This is a genomic window from Dyella sp. SG609 (assembly GCF_012275375.1).
GTDB classification, from domain to species: Bacteria; Pseudomonadota; Gammaproteobacteria; order Xanthomonadales; family Rhodanobacteraceae; genus Dyella_D; species Dyella_D marensis.
The window spans coordinates 26,922-39,313 of record NZ_JAAZQJ010000016.1; the positions used below are offsets into that span (position 1 = coordinate 26,922).

A 12,392-nucleotide genomic window follows, 5' to 3' on the forward strand; every position below is an offset into this window, starting at 1 on the left:
ACAAAACCCAGGCAATAAAAAAGGGCCGCTGATGCGGCCCTTTTTATGACTCGTCGCGGCTGAAACTCAGCGCTGACGGGCCTTGAAACGCGGGTTGCTCTTGCAGATCACGAACACCTTGCCGCGACGGCGCACAACCTTGCAGTCACGGTGCCGCTGCTTGGCGGACTTCAAAGAGGAAAGCACCTTCACGGCCAGCTCCTGACACTAACGGGAAAAGACAAGCTCGCAAGTGTAGCTGCTTGATTGCCCTGGAACAAGTACGTCCTCACAACAAATTCGGTACGGAGCGCGCCTCGGCCACCAGGGATAGGAACTGGGCCAGCACCGGGGAGGCGTCGTCGCGGCGGCTGGCCACGGCCAGCAGCATGTAGGCGTCCGGGTCTTCCAGCTGTACGTAGCTGACCCCGGCCAGGGCCACCGAGCACATCGAGGCGGGAATCAGCGCCAGCCCCATGCCGGCGGCCACCAGCATCAGCAAACCGTTGATCTGCTGGGCGTGCTGGCGGATCAGCGGGTGGAAATCGGCCTTGGCGGCGATCAGGGTCAGGCGGTCGTACAGGGTGGCGGCCAGCTCGCGCGGCTGCACCACGAAGGGGGCGTCGGCCACTTCGCGCAGCCAGATCTTGCGGCGCGCGGCCAGCGGATGCTCGGAGGGCAGGGCCAGCAGCAGGGGTTCGCGGTCGATCTCGTCGATGCGCAGGGTGTGGGTGTCCGCCTCGTGCCTGGGCAGGTCGCGCACGAAGCCCACGTCCAGCTCGCCGGCCAGCAGGGCGGCGAACTGCGGCTCGGTATACATCTCGCTGAGGATCACCCGCACGTGCGGCGCGTGGCGCCCGTAGCGCAGCAGGGTCTGGGGCAGGGAAGGGTGGAAGGTCACCGACACGGTGTAGGCCAGCCGCAGCTGCCCGCTGAAGCCCGCCGCGGCCTGCGAGACCTGGCTGCGCGCCTCGTCGGCCTTGGCCAGGATCTGCCGGGCCTGCTCCAGGAACACGCGGCCGGGTTCGGTCAGGGCCACGTTGCGCTTGTCGCGGTCGAGCAGGCGCACGCCCAGGTCCGCTTCCAGCGCCTGGATCTGCTGGGACAGCGGCGGCTGGGAGATATGCAGGCGCTGCGAGGCCCGGGTGAAGCTGAGTTCCTCGGCCACGGCGACGAAGTAGCGGAGCTGGCGGAAATCGAACATATAGGGTTTACATATAAGAATCGTCCGAAATATATATTGGCCGATGCGGTCTGTCGAACCTATGCTTCCGTTCGTCCCGCCACCGTCCCCTCCCCCCAGGTGGCGGCGACCCTCGCCCCGCAGCGACGCTACCCCCGCGATACCCGGCCCCCTCCCCCTGGCCCGCTATCGACGCGTCGTCTAGCGGGGCGCTTTCTTTTCTGCTCCCCGGAAACGCGACTGACCAGCCCCTCAGAGGGTGCTGGCCAGGCGCGTGCCCTGGGCGATCGCGCGCTTCGCATCCAGTTCGGCCGCCACGTCGGCGCCGCCGATCACGTGCGCGCTGATGCCGGCGGCGAGCAGGGCGTCGGCGAGTTCGCGCAGCGGCTCCTGGCCGGCGCAGACCACGACGTGGTCGACCGGCAGCAGCTGCGGCTTGCCGCCGACGGTGATGTGCAGGCCGGCCTCGTCGAGGCGGTCGTAGCTGACGCCGCCCAGCATCGCCACCTGCTTGTTCTTCAGCGTGGCGCGGTGCACCCAGCCGGTGGTCTTGTTGAGGCGCGCGCCGGGGCGGCCTTCGGAGCGCTGCATCAGCCAGATCTGCCGCGCGGGTTTTTCCGGCGCCGCGGCCAGCAGTCCACCGCGCGCGTCGAGCCGCATGTCCACGCCCCATTCGCGCGTCCAGCGCAGCACGTCGGTGGTCGGGGAGGGCGCATGCTCGGCCAGGAATTCCGCCACGTCGAAGCCGATGCCGCCGGCGCCGATGATGGCCACGCGCTGGCCGACGGGACGGTTGTGCGCGAGCACGTCCAGATAGCTCAGCACGCGCGCATCGTCACTGCCGGGGAAGGCCACCTTGCGCGGCGCGATGCCGGTGGCGATCACCACCTCGTCATAGCCGCGCAGCGCCTCGACGTCTGCCCTGGTGCGCAGGCGCAGGCTCACGCCGAGATCCGCCAGCCGATGGCGGAAATAGCGCAGCGTCTCGTGGAATTCCTCCTTGCCGGGAATCCGCTTCGCATAGTTGAACTGGCCGCCGATTTCCTCGGCCCGGTCGATCAGGGTCACTTCGTGGCCGCGCTCCGCCAGCGTGCTGGCGCAGGCCATGCCGGCGGGGCCCGCGCCGACCACGGCGATGCGCTTGCGCTGCGCGGCCGCGGTGATGGGCAACTCGGTCTCATGGCAGGCGCGCGGATTCACCAGGCAGCTGGCGCGCTTGTTCTGGAACACGTGGTCGAGGCAGGCCTGGTTGCAGGCGATGCAGGTGTTGATGCGGTCGGCGCGCCCGGTGGCGGCCTTCTTCGCCCACTCCGGATCGGCCAGCAGCGGCCGCGCCATCGACACCATGTCGGCATCGCCCCCGGCCAGGATGCGCTCGGCCACGTCGGGCATGTTGATGCGGTTGGTGGTGATCAGCGGAATGCCGACCTCGCCCTTGAGCTTGCGCGTCACCCACGCAAAGCCGGCGCGCGGCACGCTGGTGACGATGGTCGGGATGCGCGCCTCGTGCCAGCCGATGCCGGTGTTGATGATGCTGGCGCCGGCGGCTTCGACGGCCTTGGCCAGGGTGACGATCTCGCCCCAGTCCTGGCCCTGCTCGACCAGGTCCAGCATCGACAGGCGGTAGATGATGATGAAATCGCGGCCCACCGCTTCGCGCATGCGGCGCATGATCTCCACCGGAAAACGCATGCGCCCGGCCGCGCTGCCGCCCCAGCCGTCGCTGCGGCGGTTGGTGCGCTCGGCCAGGAACTGATTGATCAGGTAACCCTCCGAACCCATCACCTCGACGCCGTCGTAGCCGGCCTCGCGCGCCAGCTTCGCGCAGCGCACGAAGTCGGCGATGGTGCGCTCGACGCCGCGCGAAGAGAGGCCGCGCGGCGTGAACGGGGTGATCGGGGATTTGAGCCTGGAAGGCGCCACCGACAGCGGGTGATAGCCGTAGCGGCCGGCATGCAGGATCTGCATGCACAGCTTGCCGCCTTCCGCCTGCACCGCCCGCGTCAGCTTGCGGTGCCGCGCCACGTGCCAGGGCATGGACAGGCGTCCGCCGAAGGGTTTCAGCCAGCCTTCGATGCTGGGCGCGATGCCGCCGGTGACCATCAGCCCCACGCCGCCGCGGGCGCGCTCGGCGAAATACGCGGCGAGCTTGTCGTAGTCGGCGGCCTTGTCCTCCAGGCCCGTATGCATCGAGCCCATCAGGATGCGGTTGGGCAGGGTGGTGTGGCCCAGGTCGAGCGGTGCGAAGAGGTGGGGGTAGTCCATACGGCCCGGTCGGTTCAAACGGTCGTATGAATGTGCCCGCTGGGCGGGCTCAAAAGCAAGGCTCAGGCGAGCAGCTGGCGTACCAGGGCGATGTAGCGGCGCATGGCGTCTTCGCGGGAACTGCCGCGCAGCTTGGCCCAGGCCTCGTACTTGGCGGTGCCGACGAAGTCGAAGAAGCCGGGCACGGTGCCGTGCACGTCGCCCTCCGAACCCTGCTTGTAGAGGGCGTAGAGCTTGAGCAGGGTGTCGTTGTCCGGGCGCTCGCCCAGCCCCTGGACGTCCTCGGCGGCTTGCTGGAACTCGCTTTGAAGATCGTCGCTCATGGATGGGCTTGGGCACGCGGCAGGACGGAGGCGGCCGGCTAGATAGCATGCGCTCCGGGTGGGGTCAACGCGTTAACATAGTGGTTTGCCCGCCGCCGGAGCCCCCATGAGTCCCTCGACCCCCGTTCCCGTGCTGACCATCGACGGGCCCTCGGGATCCGGGAAAGGCACCATCAGCCGGTTGGTGGCCGAGCACCTGGGCTGGCGCCTGCTCGATTCCGGCGCGCTCTACCGCGCGGTCGGCTACGCCGCCGGCATGGAAGGGCTGGACCTGTCCGACGCCGAGGCTGTGACCCGCTGCGCCCAGCACGTGAAGATCCGCTTCCAGGCCGCCCCGGACGGCGGCGACACCCACGTGCTGGTCAACGGCCACGACGCCACCGACGAACTGCGCACCGAGACCGCCGGCGCGGCGGCCTCGGCCATCGCCTCGATCCCCTCGGTGCGGGCTGCCCTGGTCGACCTGCAGCTGGGCTTCCGCAAGGCGCCGGGCCTGGTCGCCGACGGGCGCGACATGGGCACCGTGATCTTCCCGGACGCCCCCTACAAGGTGTTCCTGACCGCCAGCGCCGCCGAACGGGCGAAAAGGCGCTATAAACAGTTGAAAGCAAAGGGTCTCAGCGTTACACTCTCCGGCCTTCAGCGAGAGATTGAAGCGCGCGATGCCAGGGATGCCTCCCGGACCGTCGCGCCGCTCAAGCCCGCCGACGATGCGGTCCTGGTGGATACCACCGGCATGGGCATCGACGACGTCGTCGCGAAAGTACTTGCCGTCCTGCAGCCCTAGGGCTGCGCGAAGGCATCAAGGCGCCCCGCCTCGAGCGGGGTTTTGGTCAACGGTGCCGAAGGGGATCCTCCTCTGTAGACACCCACAACCGGTGGGCCGATCCACATTGCGCAAACTTTCCCATGCGCGCGGTGGAGCAGGCCTTTTCTCATTTCTGGAATCAACATGACTGAAAGTTTTGCCGAGCTGTTTGAACAGAGCCAACAGGCCATCTCCAAGCTGAAGCCGGGCGCGATCGTCAGCGGCATCGTTGTGGAAATCCGCAACGACGTCGTGGTCATCAACGCCGGCCTCAAGAGCGAAGGCATCGTCCCGATCGAGCAGTTCAAGGACGAGAGCGGCACGCTCGAGGTGCAGGTGGGCGACGAAGTGAAGGTCGCTCTCGACGCGCTGGAAGACGGCTTCGGCGAGACCAAGCTCTCCCGCGAGAAGGCCAAGCGTTCCATGGTGTGGGACGACCTGGAAGCCGCCTTCGAGAAGGAAGAGACCATCACCGGCAAGATCTCCGGCAAGGTCAAGGGCGGTTTCACCGTCGACATCAAGGACGTCCGCGCGTTCCTGCCGGGTTCCCTGGTCGACGTGCGCCCGGTCCGCGACCCGGTGTACCTCGAGGGCAAGGACCTCGAGTTCAAGATCATCAAGCTGGACCGCAAGCGCAACAACGTGGTCGTCAGCCGCCGCGCCGTCGTCGAGACCGAGTTCTCCGAGGAGCGCGAGAAGCTGCTTGAGCGTCTGACCGAAGGCGCGGTGGTGAAGGGCACGGTCAAGAACCTCACCGACTACGGCGCGTTCGTGGACCTGGGCGGTATCGACGGCCTGCTGCACATCACCGACATGGCGTGGAAGCGCGTGCGCCACCCGTCCGAAGTCGTCAACGTCGGCGACGAGCTGGACGTGCGCGTGCTGAAGTACGACCGCGAGCGCAACCGCGTGTCGCTGGGCCTGAAGCAGCTGGGCGACGACCCGTGGGTCGCCATCGCCCGCCGCTACCCGGTCGGCAGCCGCCTGTTCGGCAAGGTCTCCAACGTCACCGATTACGGCTGCTTCGTCGAGATCGAGCCGGGCGTGGAAGGCCTGGTCCACGTGTCCGAGATGGACTGGACCAACAAGAACGTCAACCCGGCCAAGGTGGTGCAGGTCGGCGACGAGACCGAAGTGATGGTGCTGGACGTGGATGAAGAGCGTCGCCGCATCTCGCTGGGTATCAAGCAGACCCGCTCGAACCCGTGGGAAGCCTTCGCCGCCATGCACAAGAAGGGCGACAAGGTGTCGGGCCAGATCAAGTCGATCACCGACTTCGGCATCTTCATCGGCCTGGACGGCGGCATCGACGGCCTGGTCCACCTGTCCGACATCTCCTGGCAGGGCACCGGCGAAGACCTCGTGCGCAACTTCAAGAAGGGCGACGAGATCGAGGCCGTGGTGCTGGCGGTGGATCCGGAGCGCGAGCGCATCTCCCTCGGCATCAAGCAGATGGAGCAGGACCCGTTCGGCCAGTTCATGGCGACCAACCCGCGCGGCACCATCGTCAACGGCACCGTGAAGGAAGTCGACGCGAAGGGTGCGGTGATCGACCTGGGCGAGGGCGTGGAGGGTTACATCCGCGCCAACGACATCGCCAAGGAGCGCATCGACGACGCCACCCAGCACCTGAAGGTGGGCGACAAGGTCGAAGCCAAGTTCACCGGCATGGACCGCAAGGGTCGCCAGCTGCAGCTCTCCATCCGCGCCAAGGATGAAGAAGACCTGCAGGACGCGATGCAGGAGTACTCGTCGGCTTCCGGCGGTACCACCAAGCTCGGCGCCCTGCTGAAAGAGCAGCTGAACAAGGCCGACTAAGCAACACACGCAAGACACGGGGCGGCGCTCGCCGCCCCGTGGTTCCATCGTCACGGACATTGGGGACCCATGACCAAATCCGAATTGATCGAAGCGCTGGCACGGCGCCAGACCCATCTGGCCTTCAGCGACGTCGAACTGGCCGTCAAGAGCGTCATCGAGCAGATGAGCAACGCGCTTTCCCACGGCGAACGCATCGAAGTCCGCGGTTTCGGCAGCTTCGCGCTGCACTACCGTCCGCCGCGCATGGGCCGCAATCCCAAGACCGGCGAAGCGGTGGCCCTGCCGGGCAAGCACGTGCCGCATTTCAAGCCGGGCAAGGAATTGCGCGAACGCGTCAACCAGGCCCTGGCCGAAGCGGAAGCGGCTTCCGCGGCCTGAAGGCTTCAGGCCAGGCAAGTGATGGAGGCAGGCGGCGTCGAGCCGGTCCTGCCTTCTTTTTTGTCTGTGCGTCGTGAATGCGAAAACCTGCGCACACCGCATGAACACTGGCCTCGCGGACGCCTGTGCCGGTAGGCATCAATCGGTTAAAGTCCCGGGCATGCGATTGATCGTCACGCTCGTTCTCCTGCTCTTCATCGCCGCCGGCGTGGCGCTGGGCGCGCTCAACGCCGACCTTGTCGGCTACGACCTCGGCTTCGCACGCTTCCAGCTGCCCAAGGGCGCGGCCCTGCTCGCCGCGATGGCCGTGGGCTGGCTGCTGGGCGGGCTGACGGCATGGCTGGGCACCAGCGCGCGGCATCGCCGCCAGCGCCGGCAGAGCGCCCGCGGCACGGATTCCAAGCTCCCCGCCGACGCATGATCGCCCTCTATGTGCTGGCCCTGCTGATCCCGGTCGCCTTCATCAGTGGCTGGTGGACCGCCCGGAGCGCCGGAGCGAAACGCTCGGGCGCGCAGGTCAGCGAGCTTTCCTCCGACTACTTCCGCGGCCTGAACTACCTGCTCAACGAAGAGCAGGACAAGGCCATCGAAGTGTTCCTGCGCCTGGCGGAATACAACCGCGACACGGTGGAAACGCATCTCGCCCTGGGCAACCTGTTCCGCCGCCGCGGCGAAGTGGATCGCGCGATCCGCCTGCACCAGCATCTGGTCTCGCGTCCGGGCCTGTCCGATGCGATGAAGACCGTCGCGCTGCTGGAACTGGGCGAGGACTACATGCGCGCCGGCCTGCTCGACCGCGCCGAAACGCTGTTCTCCGACCTGGTGGCGATGGATGCGCACGCGCCGTCCGCGCTGCGCCACCTCATCGCGATCTACCAGCACGAGCGCGACTGGCACAAGGCGATCGAACACGCGCGCCGCCTCGAAGCCATGACCGGCGAAGACGAGGCCGGCATGATCGCCCAGTTCTATTGCGAACTGGCCGAGCAGGCCCGCCAGCACGGCGCGCGCCAGGACGCCCGCGAATACCTGCGCCAGGCCTTCGCCTGCCAGCACGACAGCGTGCGCGCCTTCATGCTCACCGGCCGCCTGCATGCGGAAGAGGGCGAGCACGGCAAGGCCATCGAGGCCTACGAGGCGGCGGTGGAAGCGGATATCGCCTTCGTGCCGGAAATCCTGCCGCCGCTGCTCAACAGCTACGCGCGCTCGCAGCAGATGGAACGCGCCGAGCGTTTCCTGCGCGACATCCTGGAGCGCTACCACGGCATCTCGCCGGTGCTCGCGCTCACCCGCCTGTACCAGCAGCGCGACGGCGAGCGCACGGCGATCGACTTCCTCACCTCGCAGCTGCGCCAGCGCCCTTCGGTGCGCGGCCTGATGGCGCTGATCGACGCCACCATGGACAAGGTCGAAGGCGAGGCGCGCGAGAACTTCCTGATCCTGCGCGACCTCACCAAGAAGCTGCTGGAAGGCCAGGCCATGTACCGCTGCAGCCGCTGCGGCTTCGGCGCCAAGGCCCACCACTGGCAATGCCCCAGCTGCAAGAGCTGGAGCACGATCCGGCCGATCCACGGCGTCGCCAACGAGTGAGGCCGCGATGATGACGCCCCTCGTGCTGGCCTCAGGAATGGTGCTGGCCTCGCTCATCCTTGCCTTGCTGATCGTGCTCGCCGCGATCGCCTATGCGCGCTGGCGCGGCATGCTCGACCACCCCGGCCAGCGCCGCTCGCATTCCATTCCCACCCCGCGCGGCGGCGGCATCGGCATGGTCGCCGCCGTGCTGGCGACCTCGCCGTGGGCGCTGCTGCTGTTCGCGCCGGCGTGGCCGTGGCAGGTGGCGCTGGCCTTTGCGCTGGGCACCGTGCTGGTGGCCGCGATCGGCTGGTGGGACGACCATCATTCGCTGCCCGTGCTGCCGCGCCTGGGCGTTCAGCTGGGCGCCAGCCTGCTGTTCGGCGGCGCGCTGATCGCGGGGGCGCCGGCCCTGGGCGAGGTGTCCTGGCTGTGGCTGCCGCTGCTGGTGCTGGGCGGGGCCTGGAGCATCAATCTGCACAACTTCATGGACGGCATCGACGGCATCCTGGCCCAGCAATGCCTGTTCGTGGCGGTGGGACTGGCCCTGCTGGCGGGCGGGGCGGGGCAGCCGGCCCTGGCCGTGTCCGCCGCCTGCCTGGCGGCCGCCGCGCTGGGCTTCTGGTGCTACAACCGGCCGCGGGCGGCCATCTTCATGGGCGACGTGGGCAGCGGCACCCTGGGTTTCCTGCTGTTTGCCTTCACCGCGCTGCTATGGCGGGTAGACCATCTGGTCTGGCCGGCCGTGATCCTGAGTTCATCCTTCGTAACGGACGCCAGCCTTACCCTGCTGAACCGTTTCCTGAAGGGACGGCGCTGGTACGCCCCGCATCGCGAGCACCTGTATCAATGGTTGGTTCGCAGCGGCTTTTCGCACGCCAGGGGGGATGCCTGTTATCTGGCCTGGAACGTACTGGTGGCGGCGCCGCTGGCGTGGCTGTCATGCTGCTGTCCGGGATGGGGATGGACCATAGGCGTCGTCACCTATTTGATCGCGGGCGCAGCTTGGGTGCTCGCCAAGCGCTACTGTCTGTGGCGTATCCAGCACAAGGCTAGTCATGTCGCTACGTAAATTCATCGCTGTCATCCATCCGCGTGCGGCCGTCGTGCTGCACGACCTGCTGATGGCGGCGCTGGCCTGGTGGATCGCCAAGTCGCTGCGCTACGCCCTGGTGGGCGGCGTGTCGGTGCACTTCCACCTGCTGGAATTCCCGCTGGTGCTGGCGGTGCAGGGCCTAGTACTGAACTGGACCGGCCTATACCGCGGCCTGTGGCGCTTCGCCAGCCTGCCGGACCTGTGGAACATCCTGCGCGCCACGGTCATCGGCTCGCTCGCCATCGGCCTGATCCTGTTCCTCTACAACCGCCTGGAAGACGTGCCGCGCTCGGTGCTGCTGGTCTATCCGGTAGTGCTGTCCATGCTGCTCGGCGGCCCGCGCCTGGCCTACCGCTTCTGGAAGGACAGCCGCATTGACATGTTCCAGTCGCAGCCGGTGCAGCGCGTGCTGATCGTCGGCGCCGACCGCGCCGGCGAGGCGCTGGCGCGCGACCTGCACCGCGACAGCCGCTACGCCGTGGTCGGCTTCGTCGACGACCACGACAGCCTGCGCGGCGCCAGCATCAACGGCCGCCCGGTGCTGGGCCGGGTGGAGCTGCTGCCGGAGCTGGCGCGCGAAGTGGCCGCGCAGATGCTGCTGATCGCCATGCCCGGTGCCTCCACCGAGGAAATGCGCCGCGTGGTCGAGCTGTGCGACCAGACCGGCCTGCCGTACCGCACCGTGCCCAAGCTGGAGGACGTGGTCGCCGGCCGCGCCCAGTTCAACGAGATCAAGGAAGTCGCCATCGAGGACCTGCTCGGCCGCGACGCGGTGGAGCTGGACTGGACGGCCATCCGCGAAACCCTCACCGGCAAGCGCGTGCTGGTCACCGGCGGCGGCGGCTCGATCGGTTCGGAACTGTGCCGGCAGGTGGCGCGCCTGGGCGCGCAGTCGCTGTGCGTGGTGGACAACGGCGAGTTCAACCTCTACCAGATCGCGCAGGAACTGCGCCAGGAATTCCCCGAGCTGCTGTTCGACCCGATCCTGGCCGATTGCGGCGACCCCGCCGCCATGACGCGCCTGTTCGTCGAATACAAGCCGCAGGTGGTGTTCCACGCCGCCGCCTACAAGCACGTGCCGCTGCTGCAGGGCCAGTTGCGCTCGGCCTTCCGCAACAACGTGCTGGCCTCGCGCAACATGGCCGACCTGGCCGACCGCCACCACGTCGAATGCTTCGTGCTGATCTCCACCGACAAGGCGGTCAACCCCACCAGCGTGATGGGCGCCTGCAAGCGCATCGCCGAGATCTGGTGCCAGAACCTCGATGCCCGCTCCACCACGCGCTACATCACCGTGCGCTTCGGCAACGTGCTCGATTCGGCCGGCTCGGTGGTGCCGCTGTTCCGCAAGCAGATCCGCGCGGGCGGCCCGGTCACCATCACGCACCCGGAGATCTCGCGCTATTTCATGACCATCCCGGAGGCCTGCCAGCTGATCCTGCAGGCGGCCAGCCTGGGCAAGGGCGGCGAGATCTTCGCGCTGGACATGGGCGAGCCGGTGAAGATCCGCGACCTCGCCGAGCAGATGATCCGCCTGGCCGGCAAGAAGCCGGGCACCGAGATTCCCATCGTGTTCACCGGTTTGCGCTCCGGCGAGAAGCTGTTCGAGGAACTGTTCCATCCGCTGGAAAACTACACGGCGACCGCGCACGCCAAGATCTTCCTGGCGCAGTACCGCCAGGTCAGCTGGGACCTGCTGCAGGCCCAGCTGGTGAAGGCGTCCGAAGCCACGGTCGCCTACGATGAGGAAACCCTCAGGCGCTGCGTGTCCAGCCTGCTGCCCTCGTTCCGCTGGAGCGATGTGGCGCAGCCGGACAACGTGGTGTCGATCCGTCGCAACGAATCAGGAGAGAAGTGAGTGAGCAAGCCTTTGCGCAAGGTGGTGTTTCCCGTAGCGGGCCTGGGCACGCGTTTCCTGCCGGCCACCAAGGTGGTCGCCAAGGAAATGCTGCCGGTGCTGGACAGGCCGCTGATCCAGTACGCGGTGGATGAAGCCGTCGATGCCGGCGCCGACACCCTGGTGTTCGTCACCAACCGCTACAAGCACGCCATCGCCGACTACTTCGACAAGGCCTATGAGCTGGAAGCGAAGCTGCAGGAAAAGGGCAAGGACGAACTGCTGGCCCTGGTGCAGGGCACCCTGCCGCGCAACGTGCGCGCCATCTTCGTCACCCAGCCCGAGGCGCTGGGCCTGGGCCACGCCGTGCTGTGCGCCAAGCCCGTGGTCGGCGACGAGCCGTTCGGCGTGATCCTCCCGGACGACCTGATCTGGAACAAGGGCAAGGGCGCGCTGGGCCAGATGGCCGAGCTGGCGCAGAGCCAGGGCGCCGGCGGCGTGATCGCGGTGGAGGAAGTGCCGCAGAACGACACCGACAAGTACGGCATCGTCGACGCCACGCCGATCGATCCGCGCAGCGCGCAGATCCGCCACATGGTGGAAAAGCCCAAGCCGTCCGAGGCGCCGTCCAACCTCGCCGTGGTCGGCCGCTACGTGCTGCCGGGCCGCATCTTCGAGCTGCTGGAAAAGACCACGCCGGGCGCCGGCGGCGAGATCCAGCTGACCGACGCGATCGACGCCCTGCTCAAGGAACAGGGCAAGGTGCTGGCCTACCGCTTCGAAGGCACCCGCTTCGACTGCGGCAACAAGGCCGGCCTGGTGCGCGCGACCATGCACATGGCGCTGCAGGATCCGAAGCTGGCGCCGGTGGTGCGCGAGCTGCTCGCCGGCCTGTAAAGAGCAGCCTCCCAGCCCACGACGACCTACCCCCTCTCCCCTCCGGGGAGAGGGTTGGGGTGAGGGGGCGGCCGGAGCGGTGAGCTGAGGGTCGAGAAAGCCTGAAAGCTTTTCTCCGCTCCATAGAAACACTGTCGCTAGAGTGGCCCCTCATCTGCCTGCCGGCATCTTCTCCCCGGAGGGGAGAAGAACTCTGATTTGTAGGCGCGCAATACTCTTCGCCGCCCAAATCT

12 protein-coding genes are annotated in these 12,392 nt (G+C 67.6%); 8 read left to right on the forward strand and 4 right to left on the reverse strand.

Annotated elements, in window-relative coordinates; genetic code table 11:
* Nucleotides 1–66 precede the first annotated feature (66 nt).
* From ykgO to FHW85_RS20860, 4 genes are all read right to left on the reverse strand, one after another.
* The gene (gene ykgO, locus FHW85_RS20845; RefSeq protein ID WP_008215056.1) at nt 67–192 is read right to left on the reverse strand and encodes a type B 50S ribosomal protein L36; all 126 of its coding nucleotides are present in this window, start codon (nt 190–192) and stop codon (nt 67–69) included.
* Nucleotides 193–268: 76 nt separating this feature from the next.
* Nucleotides 269–1,183 (reverse strand): LysR substrate-binding domain-containing protein, encoded by a 915-nt coding sequence (locus FHW85_RS20850; protein WP_167257685.1) that lies wholly within the window; start codon nt 1,181–1,183, stop codon nt 269–271.
* 231 nt (nt 1,184–1,414) lie between these two features.
* Entirely contained in the window at nt 1,415–3,427 is a 2,013-nt protein-coding gene (locus tag FHW85_RS20855) for an NADPH-dependent 2,4-dienoyl-CoA reductase (protein WP_168649541.1), read from the reverse strand.
* 62 nt (nt 3,428–3,489) lie between these two features.
* Nucleotides 3,490–3,750: an acyl-CoA-binding protein gene (locus FHW85_RS20860; protein ID WP_168649542.1), complete on the reverse strand. Its 261-nt coding sequence runs from the start codon at nt 3,748–3,750 to the stop codon at nt 3,490–3,492.
* 106 nt (nt 3,751–3,856) lie between these two features.
* Between FHW85_RS20860 and cmk the strand changes: the two genes are divergently transcribed.
* The 8 genes from cmk to galU all read left to right on the forward strand — a co-directional run bounded on the left by cmk (nt 3,857) and on the right by galU (nt 12,159).
* Nucleotides 3,857–4,537, forward strand: coding sequence for a (d)CMP kinase (gene cmk, locus FHW85_RS20865; protein ID WP_167257682.1), 681 nt, complete (start codon nt 3,857–3,859; stop codon nt 4,535–4,537).
* A 165-nt stretch (nt 4,538–4,702) separates the two neighbouring features.
* Complete coding sequence (rpsA, locus tag FHW85_RS20870) at nt 4,703–6,376, forward strand: 30S ribosomal protein S1 (RefSeq protein WP_167257681.1); 1,674 nt, start codon at nt 4,703–4,705, stop codon at nt 6,374–6,376.
* 69 nt (nt 6,377–6,445) lie between these two features.
* The gene (locus FHW85_RS20875) at nt 6,446–6,757 is read left to right on the forward strand and encodes an integration host factor subunit beta (protein ID WP_026634345.1); all 312 of its coding nucleotides are present in this window, start codon (nt 6,446–6,448) and stop codon (nt 6,755–6,757) included.
* 160 nt (nt 6,758–6,917) lie between these two features.
* A complete protein-coding gene (locus tag FHW85_RS20880) occupies nt 6,918–7,178 on the forward strand; it encodes a LapA family protein (protein WP_167257680.1) in 261 nt (86 codons plus the stop codon).
* Nucleotides 7,175–8,347: a lipopolysaccharide assembly protein LapB gene (gene lapB / locus FHW85_RS20885; protein ID WP_167257679.1), complete on the forward strand. Its 1,173-nt coding sequence runs from the start codon at nt 7,175–7,177 to the stop codon at nt 8,345–8,347. The genes FHW85_RS20880 and lapB overlap by 4 nt, the downstream gene beginning before the upstream one ends.
* Nucleotides 8,348–8,354: 7 nt before the next feature.
* Nucleotides 8,355–9,401: a glycosyltransferase family 4 protein gene (locus tag FHW85_RS20890; protein ID WP_343203721.1), complete on the forward strand. Its 1,047-nt coding sequence runs from the start codon at nt 8,355–8,357 to the stop codon at nt 9,399–9,401.
* Nucleotides 9,388–11,283: a nucleoside-diphosphate sugar epimerase/dehydratase gene (locus FHW85_RS20895; protein ID WP_167257678.1), complete on the forward strand. Its 1,896-nt coding sequence runs from the start codon at nt 9,388–9,390 to the stop codon at nt 11,281–11,283. The genes FHW85_RS20890 and FHW85_RS20895 overlap by 14 nt, the downstream gene beginning before the upstream one ends.
* Nucleotides 11,284–12,159, forward strand: coding sequence for a UTP--glucose-1-phosphate uridylyltransferase GalU (galU, locus tag FHW85_RS20900; protein ID WP_167257677.1), 876 nt, complete (start codon nt 11,284–11,286; stop codon nt 12,157–12,159).
* The last annotated feature ends 233 nt before the right edge of the window (nt 12,160–12,392 follow it).

What these genes read in the sequence shown, in the direction of transcription:
- FHW85_RS20890 (WP_343203721.1), top strand. Translation starts at nt 8,355, where the DNA reads ATGATGACGCCCCTCGTGCTGGCCTCAGGAATGGTGCTGGCCTCGCTC.
- FHW85_RS20880 (WP_167257680.1), top strand. Translation starts at nt 6,918, where the DNA reads ATGCGATTGATCGTCACGCTCGTTCTCCTGCTCTTCATCGCCGCCGGC.
- FHW85_RS20875 (WP_026634345.1), top strand. Translation starts at nt 6,446, where the DNA reads ATGACCAAATCCGAATTGATCGAAGCGCTGGCACGGCGCCAGACCCAT.
- FHW85_RS20850 (WP_167257685.1), bottom strand. Translation starts at nt 1,183, where the DNA reads ATGTTCGATTTCCGCCAGCTCCGCTACTTCGTCGCCGTGGCCGAGGAA.
- rpsA (WP_167257681.1), top strand. Translation starts at nt 4,703, where the DNA reads ATGACTGAAAGTTTTGCCGAGCTGTTTGAACAGAGCCAACAGGCCATC.
- FHW85_RS20860 (WP_168649542.1), bottom strand. Translation starts at nt 3,750, where the DNA reads ATGAGCGACGATCTTCAAAGCGAGTTCCAGCAAGCCGCCGAGGACGTC.
- FHW85_RS20855 (WP_168649541.1), bottom strand. Translation starts at nt 3,427, where the DNA reads ATGGACTACCCCCACCTCTTCGCACCGCTCGACCTGGGCCACACCACC.
- FHW85_RS20895 (WP_167257678.1), top strand. Translation starts at nt 9,388, where the DNA reads ATGTCGCTACGTAAATTCATCGCTGTCATCCATCCGCGTGCGGCCGTC.
- cmk (WP_167257682.1), top strand. Translation starts at nt 3,857, where the DNA reads ATGAGTCCCTCGACCCCCGTTCCCGTGCTGACCATCGACGGGCCCTCG.
- lapB (WP_167257679.1), top strand. Translation starts at nt 7,175, where the DNA reads ATGATCGCCCTCTATGTGCTGGCCCTGCTGATCCCGGTCGCCTTCATC.